Below are 16,849 nucleotides of genomic sequence, written 5' to 3'. Positions count from 1 at the left end.
CTAGCATCAAACTTTTCGCCGAAAAATAGACTTGCTTTCAAATTAGCTTGCTCGTTTATTATTACACCTCTCCTACCCCAAGCCGAGTTACCAGATTCATGCATATCATGCAATTTGTTTCTATTCTCGCTTGCAAATTGGTGTAATTGGCCTAACCCCTCTTCCCAAAATATTACCTCACTCATGCCACCAATCGGAAGTAATGTGCTATTCGTCGTTCGTATGAAATCCCATCCGTTCCCCATATTGACCTCCCAAAAGGATCTAAAAAACCGATCCTTATCGCCTGTTCGAAGACCTTGATAGCATTGGGCAAAGTCCCCCAATGGAGTATTCGTTTGAACCTCTTCGAATGCAATTCTTGAGTCTGGGTTATTCATTTGTTCTGCTTGGTTCATTTCTCGAACACTTTCAAATTTAAGTCCGATGTACTTTGTCTCAGCAGTCTGACATGTGCTTGCATCTAAGCCTGAAAAACTATGCGAATTCGATGGCCTTTTATTTTGAATGATTGTAAGCATCACGTTAAAATCCCACATTGGAGTCTGGAAGGCTTTTGCTCCCAATTTTGCAACAAAATTCCAAGAACTTTTCGAAAGGAGACCTTCTCTGAATTTTTTGTAAGACCCAAGAAACAACCAATTCTGTAGGGTGACACAGCAGGAAATGCCACCTAACGTATTGCTTTGCAGCATTTTTTCCAGAAAAACAGTTGCCAAGTCTCCGCTAGACGAAGGAAAATGCTCTTTGCAATATTTGGCAATCGTCTCCTCCTGCTTCCCACGCGAGAGATAAGGTACATTGGTGATTTGCAACACATACCGCTTGGAGAGAATCATCCCCGCCATGGCAATTCCTGCTGCCATCACGCCTTGCTCGGCACGATCTGCATCTGCTTCAGCACCCAAGGCTTTCATCAATTGTGGCCGCAACTCGTCGAAGCTTGCAATGAGCAAGTCAGCTTTGACCGTCGAGGGATCAAGCAGGCTCCCCAATTCCGGAGCCTTCTGAAACAACTGAAACAAAGCACGCATTCCATTTTCCATGCGACTGCGTTCCTGTATGGGTTCAACCTTGCTTACCAATTGCACCCAATCCTCGACTTTGCCTTGTGGCGCCACTCCGCTGCAGGCCAAATTCATTGGTGGCAATGCCATAGCCTCCACAAAAATTTCCAAGCCGTCAAAGCCAAGTTAAACGCAGCAATCTGTGTGCAGCGCGCATCGAGTTCCAGGCCATGCAGATTTTCCGAGATGACTTTTGCGGTTGCCTCTTCCTTGGTCAAGCCTTCCTCGGCCATGCGCAAAGCTGCAAACACGGGAAAAGCCGCTGCCACAAAATGCCCCGACCCCATGCAGGGATCGAGCATGGTGACTTCGGCGGTCGTTGCGGGCCATCCCTCAAACTTGCCTGCGGCGGGGCAACCATCGTCCAATCGCCGCAAATAGGCAAAATCCACCGGGGCTGTCTCACCCGGATGCCGGCCCACCCACCAAGCACCAAGGGTATTGTCGATGAGAAAATGCACCATATAAGGCTCGGTGAAAAGCTGAGTTACCGCAGGCAGCCGTGCTCCGTCGATTTTGTCCCCACTGGCATTGATCGCGGCCTTGGCCTCGCTCTGCCAAAACTGATATACCCATCCCAAGCTGTCGTCTGCAATGAAAATGCCGGTCTCCAAGCCATCGAGCAGACTCTCCAAAGCCACACGGTCCTCGGTTGCAAATTTCACCTGCATCAGCGGATCCTCGGGCCTGAAGATGGCGGGCAACATGCGCGAGGCGTAGGAAGCCGCAGCATCCCATTTGTCGGCGAAGCCTTCTTCCGGCGCGAGTTCGGCGCAGTCCTCCAAGCTCACAGGCACCAAACTCGTATGCATGAGCAAGCCATTGGCCTCCAAAAACCGGGCGAAGAGCATTTTGTGCCAGTATTCGTAGGCGAGCTCGTAGGCAAGGTGGTCGATCGGCTGTTTCCCGTCGTTGGCGCGTGTATCCCCGAGCAAGCGCCCCTTGCTGCGCAGGCGGTTGCGCAATTCACGTGCGGGGGTGTCCATGTGCGCGTAGGGCTCGTGGTGGTCAACGGCCATGGCTCTGAGGGCGTTGCGTGCGCCTGTCTCGGCGAGGCGTCGGGCTTTGATGACGGTCTTTTCGAGGAGGGAGCGTTGGGCGGAGGTGAGGACGGGCATGGGGATTAATGGAAAATGGAGAATGGAGAATGGATTATGAACTGTGTACGTCAACTCCGTAAGGACATTCCTCACGGCTAAAATGGGGTTTTTTGCACTGTACTTGAAACAACGGATGGCAAAATTTGTATGTCAAATACAGATTTGTTTGGGAATCGTTTAAGAAGTGTCCAGTTATCACAATGCAAAAAAACTCTTTATGAAACAGCAACATTCGGCAACCACTGCGGCGTACCAAGATGCGACCGTTAAGAAGGACGGAACCCAGACCATCTATCTTCGGCTCACCATCGACCGCAAGATAAGGACATTCCCGACTGGAATTGCAATCCCCGCCAAGTTTTGGGACAAGGCCAAGCAGCAAGTGAAGCTCAACATGTCGGGCCTTCCCAATGCAAGGGAGATCGCGGCAAACCTAACAGCCCAAAAGGCCGCGCTGGACAAGGTGCTGCTAGACCTGCAAGGCAAGGGCGAGGCCGTGACCTTCGCATCGGTGGACAGGCGGATGGCATCTGGCAGCAAGACCAAGCTGATCGACTACTGCATCTGGCGGCGCGACTGCGAGGCCGCGCAAAGGGCAAGCGGAACTGTGAAGGGCTACAACGCCTACATGGCCAACCTCAGAAAGTACGACCCCGACATCGAGATCGCGGCGATAACCCCAAGATGGCTTGAGGAGTATCAAGAATGGTTGTTTTCCGAGGGCCACCACAAGACCAATTCCATCCTCAGCATCTTTCGCTACCTGCAAAAGATCATGAGCCATGCCGCGAAGCACGGCGACATCTCAAGCAACCCCTTCATACATTTCAAGAAGGTGAAATGGCAGACGGTGGAAAAGCAATACCTCACCAGCGACGAACTCACGAGGCTCATGGAGCTGTACCATTGCGGCGCGTTACGCTCCGAGAACCTTCCGACCAAGTACACCTTTGGTGGCAAGGACTCGCATCACCATTGCTTGCAACAATTCCTTGCCTCATGCTTTTGCGGATTGAGGTTTTCCGACATCGCCAAGCTCAAGCCTAGAGACTTCCACGGCAGCTACCTGAGCATAGTGATGAAGAAGACCGCCGAGCCGTTGCGGATTCCGATCAACACCCCGTTGCGGTCGATCCTGAACTTGGAGGAGGGTGCAGGGAGCGTGTTCCATGGTCGCACATTCGTGAACGGCCACATGAACTCCAAGCTCTCCGAGATCATGGAGATTGCGAGGATAGGCAAGCACATCACCTTCCACAGTGGTCGGCACACATTCGCGATCATGGCCTTGGAGGTCGGGATGCCCATCGAGGTCGTTAGCCACATTTTGGGCCACTCCAACCTGTCCATCACCCAAGTCTATGCCCGTGTGGTGGATTCGCAAAAGACCCGCGAAATGTCCAAGATGGATGCCTTCATGTCGAGGATGAAACCCGCCACCGAGGCGGTGCAGGTGCAAGGGGCTTGAAAGGAATCTGCTTACTTCAAGGAAATTCGGCCTTGTCCCCTGATCACAGTGGCCAAGGTCGAATCCTTCAATCCCTGCCTTGGGCGCGGGCCAATCGATTGACCGAGGCAAGGTAATGTAGCAGTGCTTCAAGGGAGGCAAGCCCCAAGAGCCATTGCCCCGTCTCTTCATCGTGGGCTGAATCGACAAGGTTGCACTGGCAGAAAAGCCCGATAGTCCCCATGTCCCAACGGAGGGAGGGCAATGCCACGTTGCAGTGAGCGACCGCATCACGGGCGGTCAATTTCATCTTGTAGTCAATCATCTTGTCATTCCTGGGTTTGGTGTTCGTCGGCGGCAAAAATGGCGCCGCATTGAAATGATTGAACGAAGATCACGGGAATTTATTGGAAGGCAACTGGAAATTGCAAGAATCCCCATTCCAAGGCCAATTTGTCGGATGTACGTGATGCACATCCACCAATCCGACTTCTCCACAAACCGCCCATCGTTCCCCACATCTTAAACGTCATATATACTGGTGTACCATGTCACGTACAAAACGGGCAAAAACGCCCTTTGCAGCGCGTGCAAGGGCGTACACAGGCCGAAAGGGGCTGGAATCCACCCAAATCCCGACGTAGGTTTGCCCCATGACCAAAGACTACTTTTCAGGCATCGGTACACAACCAAAACAGACCATACGGCCATGTTTGCAATAGACTGGAAGACATCGTGGCCGCTCGTGGAGACGGCGATCCGCGACCACAACAAGGCCCATGTTGTCGGGCGGCGCAAGGACGGGAGGGCGATTTACGACCTCAAGAAAGTCCTTCGCGCCTCCCACCAGCATTTGCTCAAGGAAATGATTCGCCTTTACTCGCATCAGCTCACGGGCTTGGAGTGGCTGCACCTGACCACGGAGTTGCCGCCGTTCAGGACGCACTGTGGGGAGCTTGCATCGGAGCTTGATGTGTCCAAGGGGACGATCAACAACCTCCTGAACCGACTTTTGGAAAGCGGTCTCGTTGCCGAGCGGGATCATCGCGGCAGGTGCAACAAGTTCGCGCTGCGGTTCGACCCTTCGATTCTAGTTATCCACCCTGAACTCCATCGGAGGCGGCAAATGGCCCTGAATGGAATCCTCGACAACGATACTGGCTATCAGGCTCCTTGGGAGGAAGAAGGCGAAACTTTGCAGCAGTCCTTAGAAGCTGGCTCTTTCAAAAAAGAAAATAAACTGTCCGATGGGACGGGGGATAAAAAAGAAAAAGCCCCCACCCCCAAGCAAGATGAGGCCAGCAACCCCGCCCTAGGCGGAAAGACAAGGGCCAGCAACGCCCGATTGCGAGAGGGCGGAAAAATAAGCCCGATGGTCGAAAAAACGGCCAAAGACACGGAAATGGAAGTGCTTGAGGCTAGCAACCCCCCGTTTCAAGATCAGGAAAAATTCAGCAGCAAACGCGAAAAAACGGCCAACAAAGCTGAAAGCAAAGCCGTTGTGGCCAGCAACCCCGCCCTTGGCGGAAAATCGGATGCCAGCGACGCCCGATTGCAAGATGGCCAGATGCAGCCCAAAAAGCACCGAGGGGCGCGGCGCACTGCCCGCGAAATCGGTGGAAAAACGCCCATAGAGAAGCAAGGAAATTGGGGCTATTTCGATGAAACACCCCAAAAAGCCCCGATTTCGGGCCAGTTCGCAGACCATTGCGCACGGCTCCTAACGGTGATGGTCGGAACCTTGTGGTCGCGGCTCGACTACCTAGCCACGAGCCAGTTGGATGCGATGAAGGCGTTCCTCCACGGCCAATTCGTCTGCAAGACGGCGGCTGAGGGCGAGGAAACTTACCGCAACCTCTGGCTCAGGATCGGGCTTGCCGACAAATGGGCCAAAAAGAAGCCAGGGCGGTACATCCCGATCCCTTCCACGTATCTCGCGCCCGGCAACCTCAACGGGTTCGACAGAACTTCCCAATGGCTGGAAAACATGCGGATGACCAGCAAACGGGCCGAGAAGGCTAGGGACCGATACCAGTACCTAGCGAAGTCCATAGGGGCGGTACTTCATAGCACGGGCAAGCACTTGGAGGAAAACGGGCTGCACAGCTATGTGAAAAGGCGAAAAGAAGTCACCGACAAGTACGCCCACCTTGGTACGGCCTTCGATTGGGTAGTCCTCGACCCAAGGGCCAACCAAAGCGGGGGCGACTGAGGAACACGAAACGTAAACCATTAATCGATTTATATATGGGAAAGACCAAGCAATTAAATGTGCCAACAGATGCATTCCATGAGTTCGCGGGGCTTGTCTGCGAAAACAACGTGCGAGCCGTGATCGCAGGGGCTGACAGAGACCAGAACGCCGTGATTGTCGTCCTGGAGTATGAGCCAGACGAGCGGGCGACGTTGCATTATCTTGAGGATTTTGTGGAGGACAAGTGGCTTGAGATCGAGGAGGGCCATTGAACAATCGAGCAATTCGCGATGCGCGGCCCTGTCATTATAAGGTTGGCGGGGTCGCAGCAAACGCTGTTACTGGCTGGATGCGGGAGGTTTGTCAGCGCATTCCGGCGCATCGGTTTCGGTATCGTGTTGCGTTACCGAAAATCCCATTTATCCACAAAAAGGAAACCGATTACCCACAATAGGACATCACAAACACGGTCTTGTTTATTTCAATACCAAATCGGTAAACCCGTGTTAGCGCGGTGTTTATGACATTCCAGCCAAAATCGGGGGATTGATTTCCCCTGATACACTACCTAGGTTTGCCCCATGACTAGAGAGCAGAATCAAAGTGTATCCGACGAACGGATTGGCGGCTACGGGCGGATGATGGTGGTGACACTCGAAGACCTCATGCAATTTGAGGGCCGAATCATCGCCAAGATCGAGTCCATATTGGGCAAGGCCAAAAGCGACGGGGCTCAACCGCTCTTCTACAAGCCCAAACAGGTCGCAGCCTTGACGGGCCTCACCGAGCATTCAGTGCGTAGGCGGCTGCGGGATGGACAGCTTGCGGGTATCCAGGAGGCGGGAGTGAAAGGATCGTGGCTCGTGCCGAGGGATGCCGTGGCGGCTTTGGTGGAATCCTTGAAAAAGGGAGCTTGAGGCTGCAACCACTTATTCACATCACTTGCCGAGTTATGCACCCCATTGGTGATATGTTCAACCGTTTGCCAAATAGCGCCAACAAATCCCAGAAACGGCATATTTTGACCATCGGCACGAATTCAGGTGCTTGACATGCCCCCAAAGCCGCCTTACGTTTGCCTCATGAACAAAGACGCTTTGCACATCGTTGCCGACAATGGATTTGGCGGCATCGAACACAGGACGCTTGCAACTGTCGGGGACATCCTCGCCCTGGAGCAACGCCTGTTGGGAACGATTAAGGCATTGCTTGGCAAGTCCCAGGGCGAAGCCGAGCCGATGTTTTACAAGCCGAGGCAAGTCGCAGCGCTGACGGGAATCAGCGAGCATACCCTGCGCAGGAAGCTGCGCCAACGCGAGTTAGAGGGAATTCAACAAGCGGGGGTGAAAGGCTCGTGGCTGATCCCGAATGAGGCGGTGAAAGCCCTGCTGCAATCCATGCGCAGGACAAGTTAAAAATTACTGTCGTGCGCGGACTCCAATGAGCCGACGCACTGACGGCGTGCGTCGGCTCCAAGGCAGGAAGGGGGAGAATCTGGAAACGGGTTTTCCCCCTTTCGCTTGGAGGATTTGTGGCTGTGAGGGAAATGGGGGCATTTCAAACAAGAATCGACAAACGCTGCGAAACCCGATCAAATTCAACACTTCCGAAATACTTACCGAACTGTAACGGAATACGGACTCAACCCATACCAAACCATTCATTAACGATTTCCTTGTTTTGGGTTAGATTCGCATCATCGGGGATTCAAGCAACAACTCGCTTGCGCCTGAAATGGCAGGAAATCAACGAAAAAACAACGCCGAGATCGAGGCAATCAAGGAAATGCTGGAAGCTGAGGAGCAGGAGTTGCGCTGGACGTGTGCGCCAGGGTGCATCATCGCGGCAAGTTCTTTGTCGCTGTGAGAGCATCAGCAACGCCAAGGAACGGTACATGCCGCCACGAGGCATTCCGAAGAGAGGTAGCAAGAACACTTCAATACCTTCGCGTAACAAAATTGCAGCGCATGAGGCACGTATGGGGCATTCGTCCATCGCAGACAAGGTGAGCCGATTGGTGGACAAATCCAAGGTAAACAAAGCGAAGCTCAAGCCCCTGAATCCAGAGCCTTGGGACCGTGTCCTAGAGGTAGAGCCAGAAGCACGGCTCAATGAGTTGATAGCAGCGCCTGCTATCAAGGATCGCATCTCACGGAGCATCCACGAGTACGTGAAATGTGACAAGCTCAGGCGGGTACGCTTTGCGGAAAGGTGCTGTATGGCCGAAAGCAAGAACTTGGAATCCGAGCCTGATCGCATTACGGCCATTGCTTTCAGCAATTGAGTAGCCTTAGGTAGGAGTGGATTTACCCGTTCCTTGCAGTGTGCATCGCTTTCAGATAGCCTTTGACATTGGTAATAAGAAGCTGCAAAAAAAGTGCAACACAAACTTTCATTCCTGCAAATTTTCGCTTAGCTTCGGTTACATGGGGGTGAGGAAGGATTTCTGCTCAGCTGGGCAAAAAATGACAAAATCCAGCCTTCAGAAGGCTGCTTGTAAGGAGAGCAGTGGCAATAGATAGGTTGCGGAGGGGCATGCGGCGGGATCGAGAAGTGTGGCTTGGCGTCGTATATGGAGATGTAGGCATGGGATTTGTTGTCTTTTTTGGTACTGCAGGGTTTGGGTTGTGGATAGCTCTTTTTTTTGGACAATGTAAATTTAATGGTATGGTTAGGCTGATGTTTTGTATCATTTTTGTTTTGGGGCTGTTAGGGAGCCTTGGAGGAGATTTGTGCATTGGAGGATGTAGTTTGGAGGGACGTCTTCTACAAGGAACGAATAGAATAAAGGAGCAATTAGATATGGATGAAGAGGCTGTTCTAGAAAGGCAAACGGCAAAGGTCGAACCTTACATCGGTATAATGGTTGAAGGATTCAACTTGAATGATTCCAGTGTTTGGAACAAGTTCATTTCGTTTACTTCTAGTTTGGGCCTCACGCTGAACAATGCTCAGTCAGAGTATCTTCACAAGAGGGGATATACAAGGTTCCTCTTTGCCTTTGACGTTGATTCGTCAAAGGTTAGTTTGAGAAAGGACATGTTATTTAGCAAACTGCGAGAAAATCGGGAAATGATAAAGTATGTGGGCGTATTCACAAATGATAATATATTTGTGTTTGACGAAATTGGATTTAGCACTAATCATCCATTGGAAGCACGAGATATGGAATTATTTAGCAAGCACGACTTGGTTTATATTAAGTCGTTTTCCTCACCAAACTTTTTCATCCATTATTGTCGAGGCCCCGCAGATGGAGGAAGTTTGATTCTTGAAACTATCGACTCTATGAGGCTCTTACCAGAATTTATTGACTGTTTTTCGCCTAGCCTTTTGAATAAGAGTTATTAATCATTATTTTGGGGAAATCGTATACTACGATGCTTAATACAACTCAGATAAAATATCAAAAATGAAGATTAACCTTCGTGTTCACGTATTCAATAGTCATGGTAAGGTGATTGCAAACCCTGATATATTCTTGAGGTTTGATACTGGTGAAATGATCGAAGGCGAGGCACTTCGAAGTGGTTATGTGTCATTGCCAGAGGGAAATGTTCTCATTTTAGTTCGTGCTCCAGGGTATTCGGAAGTGAAAAGGTATCTAAAGAGGAAAAAGCAGTCGATTTATGAATTCTTTGTTCTTCCTGGCAGCGAAGACAGGGTTTACGGCAAGGGAGATTCTGCAATTGTCGTAGCTCTTGATGTTGAGTATTTGGTGGTGGTGTACAAGCCAGAGGCAACAGAAATTGATTATGGGGATAGGTGAAGTGTTGTTCAACTTAGGTCTCCCAAAAAAAAGAGAGAAAGAGATAGGAAAGAGGAACAAGTTAGATTTAATAAGTGCGTCTTGGAAAAACATAAAATTGGGAAAGCAACAAGTTTTGCAAATTCTCAAAAAGGACCCCATGGTGCAATGTGTAGGCGAAGCTTGGCATGTTTCAAAATGTTTATCGTATTATTCTGACAAATTGGTAATTGAGATTTCAGCAGATTGCGATCTTCTCGAGTTAGAACGGTTACTTAAAACCTATCATTTGAATTATAACTCGAAACTTGCGAGAAACAGAACTCATCTTGTAAGTAGTATGGAAAAAATAGGTCTGGATTTGTTTGAAATTGCAGATCATCTTTCGACTGAAAAGTGTATCATTCAAGTATACCCGAGCAGCCATATCGAACCTACATTTTTTTCCGTTGATCCGACAGAATCGACGTATCTAATGCATTGGCACCATACTGCTTCCAATCTTAAAGCTGCATGGCAAAAAATGCGAGATATATCTTCGGGTCCTATTGGTAGTGCTTCAGACAAAACATATGGTGATGCCACAATTATTGTTGCTGCGATTGATGAATTTTGGACAGTCCCACATCCTGCACTTAATACGATTAACCCTCAGATCAATAATATTGATTTGTTGGGGAAAGTTAGCAATGGGTTATCAAAAATTGAGCGATTCTATGATTTTGTTACTAATCGATCTGATTTCGACTTTGGTTCGGCGCAATCCTCAATTCATGGAATGGCTACAGCTGGGATAATTGCAGCGCAAGTGAACAATGATCCGCTTGAAAATGGGCTGGCGGAGGGAGTAGTAGGCGCAGCCCCGAATATCCGATTAGCATTGGTGAATTGTCCAAGCCTAGCTGCCGATTACCCTTCGTTTCTTAAATGGATAGCAGGCTTGTCACAAATTCCACTACAGGCACCTCTGGCTACTCAAATTATTACGAATAGTTACGGTTTTAGCCCTAATGGAATTTCTCTAGCGGAACAAGCTGCAATTTTGGCAACAGTACATCTTAATACCGTATATGGAAGAGAAGGTAGAGGCCAAGTAATGTTCTATGCAAGTGGGAATGGAGAGTATGGCCATCTTCCTAATCAATTATCGCCCACAGTTCATGGGGCACACAATACGGCCACTGAAAGTGAAACTATATTTGCGAAATCGCACGAAATAATCAATGTTGGTGCATATACGCTAGGAACCGATGGATTAACCAAACGGGGAACGAACTATAGTTGTTATGGCCCACAAATCGACATTGTGGGGCCATCTAACGGTCCTGAATTTGATAGCCAATATGTTGCATACAATAGCTGGGCTATCCCTACCACTGGAGTTCCTGGAGGGGGGAATATGCCAGGTGGAGCAGCTATTTGTGGAACCGTGTTATCTGAACCAGTGCAGATACTTGATGATTTCCTTGTATTGGAAAATACATCAGGTTTTTCAGCTGGCCAAAATATTATTATTGATTTTCCCGGGTCTCCAAGTTTCACTTTCATTCGAATACTCCAAATTCAAGGTTCGCGATTCCTTCTATTGGACGGAACTATTTCTGTCAATATTCCTGCGAATAAACAGGTTACTGCAGTCGCTGATGAATTTGGTGCTGGAAGTGCTTATATTGTTGCGAATGCCTCGATTGGTGATATGACGATTACGGTTGATTCAGTCTTAGGATTTGAAAGTGGGCAACAAATATTATTGGGCAGCCCTCCGAGCTCGGGAGCTACCTCGAATCACGAAATTTTAACAATTTCGATTAATGGAATTAGTGTCCAAAATAGCCAGCTTACCTTTATTAATCCCCTTACCCAAAATTATACAATTGGTAGTCTGACGAAAAATGTATATGTAATCGGTTTGACTTTGAAGAGAACCCTTACTGTGGCGTCTGCTGTTGGGGTTCCTGTTCCGAATCAACAATTTCAAAGTCAGAACCTGAAGATCGGGAACACTGCTTTAATGATAATTTCAGATCCTCCCAAGGCTATTCTCTTAACGCCAGCCAATAATCAAAATCATCAGGGAGGAGAAAATATTGAGACTCTTCGTGTAATTTCGATTGTTGATCATGAAACAATTGAAGTTGAACTTACTAAACATCCCCATTCGATTGGGACATTGGTTTCATTTGGCCCAGCTAATTACATGTCAATTTTTGGCGGGACATCAGCAGCTTGCCCTTTTGTTGCGGGAATTGGGGCACTTATCTTATCAGCAAATTCAAAACTCACGTGGATAGAGGTTCGCCACATTCTTCGATCAACCGCCAAGAAATTTGACGATAATACTCCAGGATTTCAAGTCCCTAACGTGCCTTTGCGCCCATTAGGAATTGGGCGTTGGAAAGATAAGTCTGGCCTAGAGCTAGTTGACCTGAACCCACCTCACGCTCGAAATCCTCTGGCCGGGCCAGCTAATCACAGTGAATGGTATGGCTACGGTGCAGTGGATGCATTTGGGGCAGTAGAAGCAGCATGGATCTATCGTCACGACGAGCGCGACCTTATGATCCGTGACCACTTAGGGGATAATGGTACGGTTAATACCCATGTTCCCACGAACCCAGTCCACAGTCCTGACATCTGGGTAAAACGTAATGGGACTCCATATGTGAATTTACCTGCCTTTGATAAAGATGCTCCAAATGAGGGTCCAAAGAAAGGACAAGACAATTATATTTTTGCGCGGATTAAGAATCGAGGTACAAGATATTCCAGCCTGGATGCTTACGTGAGGTTTTACATTGCGCTTCATGATGGTTCAATTTCACAACCACCGACGGTACAAGATCCCGTTATTCAAACACCTTTCCGATTTCCGTTTGATTGGGATGAGGAATTTACAAGCAGTGCTATTCCTACAAATGGTGGCGTAAATACTGTTTACTACCTTGGTGAAATGCCATTGCTTGAAGATGAAATTCTACCTACTCTAGGTGCATTCAATGCAACCGATGCAAGCGCTAAATTAGTAAAGATTCAATGGAATGCTGCTGACCAACCTCTTGCCAATATTAATCGTAAAACTTTTCTCCTAGTTCAAGTATCACCTCATGATGGAGAAAGAAATGGGGTAGGTGCCGAAAGGAACAGCAACCTCTCCTACCGTGAAATATTATTCGCTGAATGGGGATTTGAAAAGCCCACTGGCGGTGTCTTGGAAAACAATATCGAAGTTGATGACCTCGGAACCGAAGTGATTACTGGTTTCAAGGTACTCCTTGAAATAGAAATCGGAAATATCGAAGCGGAAGACTCTTATATTGAAATTGAGCGACTCGATGTATCGGGCAACATCATCGACGAAGGAACCATTTATTGGGAGAATGGAAACTGGGTTGTGAAAAATCGCAGTGGAGTTGTGTGCGGATGGATTACTTTTGCCAACCCTGTGGTTACAGGAGGTGCCATTCCAGCAACTGGAACCCAAACCAAGATCACCTTTGAAGGTACGTTCAAATCATCCAGGCAATTTAAGAAGGTGATTTTGCGCGGCAATGTAAAAAGCAGTTTACACAATATAAAGACGCCCATAAGCCGCGAGGAGCATGAGATTATTTTGACGGAACTGGCCCAGCTTCCAATTCCTTATGTCTCCACACCACCCCCTCTCTACCCCCGTTCCTTTGTCTTCGCAGACATGGCGAACCTCACCCAAAGTGCAGGTATGGGTTTTGGCCCAATCAGTACAGACATATTTCGCATCACAAGCAGTTTCACCGCTGTTGCGAATACAAATGCCTATGCCGTAGTCGATGGTACGGTCTTTGTGCAGGAGGGAGCAAATGCAAATTTGGTGAACATGGTCTTGAAGCCTTTGAATCAAGGGATCGGCGGCCTTACGCCCGTTAAGTATATCGTCTATCGCGGTTTGATGCGCTCTGATTTTATAGACGGTACAAATGCGGCCTTGGTGGTGCCGCACAATACTACCACCAATTCAAAGTGGATCGCTTGGTTGTGGGGCATTCACGAAGATTTGAATGGCGTAGGTGTCGCCTTTAAGTCGAAGGCGCTGGGCTTTGATTCTCTGAATCAGGCCTCAGGGACTGTGCTGGAGCAATATTTCTTCAATCCCGATCCCGATTACCAACTGCCGCCAGCTTTGAAGGGTATGGCACTGGGACATTTCTCTACCGTTGCCAATGAGGCGGGCATTGATTTCGTCTTGGAGGAAGGCTTTTTTGAACCTGACCTCAATTACGTCCGTGCAGCGAGTCACGCCGTGGATTTGACAGGGATTACCGATGCCTTTCAGCGTAAAGCAATGCGGGAACAAATCCTCAACTTCTTGGATCCTGCAGCATATTATGGCTTGCATGTGCGGGAACACGGCTATGCTCAAAAAAATGTATCGGGAAATGTGGTAAAGATTCAGCCCGAAGACATCTACAATGAAGTATTGACTCCCTTCCTGTCCAAAAACACCCTATATGTGGACGTGCGCAATGAAATCGGGAACTCCTACAATTTCTTTGGTCACCATCCAAGCAGCGGCACGGGAGACAATATTGAAATTGGCATCGCGACAGGTAGCCTCCTAGCGCAAGAATACCAGAGCAGTGATTGGCCGTTGCTCATTCGCAGCAATACGGGTGCGCCTATCGTAAATGTCGATGCGCTCAATCAAGTCTATTTAAAGGTGCGTACCGGCCACAATACAAAGCCTATCTTGTATGTGGAGCATGGGGACATTGTAAATCCAGACCTACTGCAAAAAGAATGTTTTGTGGAGGGGGATGCGCTCTATCTCACCACCAATACACATACAGAAGAGTTGGGATTCACGCATCCCAATGTCCTCGCGGTGGGTGGCGGGCCAGATGACAAGCTCAATGTCGCTTGGCTCATCAAATTGCAACTAGGCTTGCAAGAGAATGGAGCCAATTGGGCAAGCATTCCACAAGCACTTCCAACGGAAAACCTCTATGACAACCGTTTTGGGCCATTGGAAGTTGCTGATTTTTGGTCAACCGGGCTTGACCAGGTGCGTTGGGTGGCCACACAGGCCCGCAAGTTCATCGACGGCAGCACGCGCAATTTTGGCTATGCTTCCGACCGAGGCGTGGTGTTTGAAGGGGAAGTAAGCGCAGGCCCAAACCCAGGCCGGGTGCTGTTCTTTGCCAACGCAGTTGCCGCCTTCAAGTCTGCCGATGAATTTGTACGCTCCAAGGGCATGACTGGAGGGTATAGCAAGTTGCCAAGCTTCTTTCAGGAAATGCTGGTTTCAAAGAAGCTCAATCTGGAATTTGATATGGTGAACGATGTCGGCACGGATGTGCGGACATTGCGCCTTGCGCCTGTGGATACGAGTTCGCCACAGCCTGAGAGCATGTTGTTTGTGGGATTGGGCAAGGATGAGTACCAGACACTGAAAACGTTGGGGGCGAGCTTGAGTCCGCATTACCCTACAATGCTGAAACTACTAAATGTGGCTATCACGTCCAATTTTAAGAAGTTTCAGGTGGTTTTGCAAGGTTATGATAGTACGGGTGCTGCTCAAGTCGCCTACCCTACGACAGACATCCATGTTTATACGACTGATGATCTGCTTTGCTTTAGCAGTGCTTTCTCTGCTGCAGAGCCACTTCCTGTCTCTTACACGCGCACCTTTGAGGAGGGGCAAGGAATCATCCAAAAAAGATCGACACTGGATTTTTCCATCCGTGAAGTTGCAGTCGGCAACAAGATACTAATCGGAGGGAATATTGTGGACCTGATCTCACCCAAGGACAATTTGATGATCGAAGGCTCCTTGATTGGAAATACTGGAGGACCTTATGCGATTGTGAGCCGAAAGTTTGATGTTACCACCAAACATACAATACTAGAGCTCGCTACGACATCACTTGTGAACACCAGTACGGCTGACGGCCGAATAAAGTTGCCTGTGCGCAATATCGAGGATCATTTTGTTGCCTTTGACAATTTGGGCTTATTGTCAGGCATCCCTGAGATGGTCGATTTGATAGCAGGGTTTGAAGCCGACCTTCTCGCCATTCCAAACAATGCGAATGCACAGGTGGCCATCGAGGCTGCGATTAGCGATAAGCCAGCAAAGGCGCTTCAGCGTGCCCGCCTTATCGCCAAACAAAACAATTATGCGAATGCCGACGATCGCATCTTGTACTGGACCCGAATCAAAATGGCTGTGCTTCTCAAGAGCCATCGCTATTTGCTCAATACGCCAGGTGGGACAGGGCAAAGTGAAGTCCTGGCGCTGTTTGAGAGCGTGACACGGGGATACGATTCGATTGATTTCTCCACGGCTCCATCAGGTGCCAAACGAATCTTAATTGCTGGGTTTGATCTTAACAGCCTTACGCTGTTTCGTTTGCGAAACAATTCGTCCGCAGCAGTCGCCCTTGCCTTGCATGGCACGACACATGTGGACGGCGCAACGTCTGTGTTCATCCAGTCTGTTGTCTTTCCCAATCGGTACGCCGATTTTGATGGCAAGAACGACTTGGGAGTGATTGAAACTGCTTTCAAGAAGTGCATTGATGGCAACGATCCCCAACATACGATAGACCTAGCTCCAGACATGGTGATTACGCTGGGAGAAGGCTATGCTGGCGATTTTATGATCGATCGTTTTGCGTGCAAGAGTCGAGGTGGATTTTCAGACAATAACAATATAGGAAGCCCCTTGGTATTGCCTAGCATCCGATTGAAGGAAGCCAGCGATTTCTTTGAAACTTCGCTAGACCCTGCCAAGTTCAAGCGATTGCTAAATCAAGGGTTTCTTCCATTAGAGGATTTGAAGACGCGAACGACGATTCAACAGATCGAATTTTCACTGTATTACAACAATATCTTCAATTACACCGCTGGGCAAGGGCCTGCGTTCGGTTACTATAATGAGATTGAATATAAAGACATTGTAAAGGATGGACAAGGGTTTGAAAGTTTGCCGGATGGGATAGGCAAGGTAGAACTTATTGGTGATCTTAGGCTTCAAGGCCCTGTACCGACACAACATCCAAACCCTCAAAATATCAGGAGCAAATATGGCTCTGCGGGGCATTATTTTCCCAATGAAGCTTTTTATCGTACAGCATGGCTACGTGGGGAATTCAATGCCACACTCCAAACTGGCCATTTGACAGTGCCACGTTTGATGAGTCCCGACGGCGGAGATCAGCGTGGTTATCCGAGTCCCATGCACTTGGATTTGGAAAGCCTCCAGCACCTTATCGAACGAACAACTGAGATTATTTTGGACGGAAACAAACCTTGATT

12 protein-coding genes are annotated in these 16,849 nt (G+C 48.9%); 9 read left to right on the top strand and 3 right to left on the bottom strand.

All coding sequences use genetic code 11. The annotated features are described in order from the left end of the window. Both IPN95_23895 and IPN95_23890 read right to left on the bottom strand, forming a co-directional pair. The coding region (locus IPN95_23895) for a type II restriction endonuclease subunit M (GenBank protein MBK9452409.1) at nucleotides 1-1,178 on the bottom strand (1,178 nt) is incomplete at its 3' end. Further along, the gene (locus IPN95_23890) at nucleotides 1,139-2,185 is read right to left on the bottom strand and encodes a hypothetical protein (GenBank protein ID MBK9452408.1); all 1,047 of its coding nucleotides are present in this window, start codon (nucleotides 2,183-2,185) and stop codon (nucleotides 1,139-1,141) included. The genes IPN95_23890 and IPN95_23895, both read right to left, overlap by 40 nt. A gap of 199 nt (nucleotides 2,186-2,384) precedes the next feature. Between IPN95_23890 and IPN95_23885 the strand changes: the two genes are divergently transcribed. After that, on the top strand, nucleotides 2,385-3,635 hold the full coding sequence (locus IPN95_23885) for a site-specific integrase (GenBank protein MBK9452407.1): 1,251 nt from the start codon (nucleotides 2,385-2,387) through the stop codon (nucleotides 3,633-3,635). Nucleotides 3,636-3,702: 67 nt separating this feature from the next. On the opposite strand, the gene IPN95_23880 is transcribed toward IPN95_23885, so the two are convergent. Then, a complete protein-coding gene (locus IPN95_23880) occupies nucleotides 3,703-3,924 on the bottom strand; it encodes a hypothetical protein (GenBank protein MBK9452406.1) in 222 nt (73 codons plus the stop codon). Nucleotides 3,925-4,323: 399 nt separating this feature from the next. Here IPN95_23880 and IPN95_23875 point away from each other — a divergent pair, with 399 nt between their 5' ends. From IPN95_23875 to IPN95_23840, 8 genes are all read left to right on the top strand, one after another. Next, nucleotides 4,324-5,826 carry a MarR family transcriptional regulator gene (locus IPN95_23875; GenBank protein MBK9452405.1) on the top strand — a complete coding sequence of 501 codons (1,503 nt, stop codon included), beginning with the start codon at nucleotides 4,324-4,326 and terminating at the stop codon, nucleotides 5,824-5,826. A 35-nt stretch (nucleotides 5,827-5,861) separates the two neighbouring features. Continuing rightward, complete coding sequence (locus IPN95_23870; protein ID MBK9452404.1) at nucleotides 5,862-6,080, top strand: hypothetical protein; 219 nt, start codon at nucleotides 5,862-5,864, stop codon at nucleotides 6,078-6,080. Between the two features lie 309 nt (nucleotides 6,081-6,389). Next, nucleotides 6,390-6,725 (top strand): helix-turn-helix domain-containing protein, encoded by a 336-nt coding sequence (locus IPN95_23865; protein ID MBK9452403.1) that lies wholly within the window; start codon nucleotides 6,390-6,392, stop codon nucleotides 6,723-6,725. Nucleotides 6,726-6,890: 165 nt separating this feature from the next. Beyond that, entirely contained in the window at nucleotides 6,891-7,223 is a 333-nt protein-coding gene (locus IPN95_23860) for a helix-turn-helix domain-containing protein (GenBank protein MBK9452402.1), read from the top strand. 563 nt (nucleotides 7,224-7,786) lie between these two features. Then, nucleotides 7,787-8,092 (top strand): hypothetical protein, encoded by a 306-nt coding sequence (locus tag IPN95_23855; GenBank protein ID MBK9452401.1) that lies wholly within the window; start codon nucleotides 7,787-7,789, stop codon nucleotides 8,090-8,092. Nucleotides 8,093-8,361: 269 nt separating this feature from the next. After that, on the top strand, nucleotides 8,362-9,159 hold the full coding sequence (locus IPN95_23850; GenBank protein MBK9452400.1) for a hypothetical protein: 798 nt from the start codon (nucleotides 8,362-8,364) through the stop codon (nucleotides 9,157-9,159). A gap of 61 nt (nucleotides 9,160-9,220) precedes the next feature. Then, nucleotides 9,221-9,577, top strand: coding sequence for a hypothetical protein (locus IPN95_23845; protein MBK9452399.1), 357 nt, complete (start codon nucleotides 9,221-9,223; stop codon nucleotides 9,575-9,577). Between the two features lie 1,990 nt (nucleotides 9,578-11,567). Beyond that, nucleotides 11,568-16,847, top strand: a complete 5,280-nt coding sequence (locus IPN95_23840) for a S8 family serine peptidase (GenBank protein MBK9452398.1) — start codon at nucleotides 11,568-11,570, stop codon at nucleotides 16,845-16,847. Nucleotides 16,848-16,849 lie beyond the last annotated feature (2 nt).

The sequence above is a fragment of the Bacteroidota bacterium genome (genome assembly GCA_016718825.1).
Taxonomy (GTDB): domain Bacteria; phylum Bacteroidota; class Bacteroidia; order J057; family JADKCL01; genus JADKCL01.
This window is presented reverse-complemented; position numbering and strand designations above follow the sequence as displayed.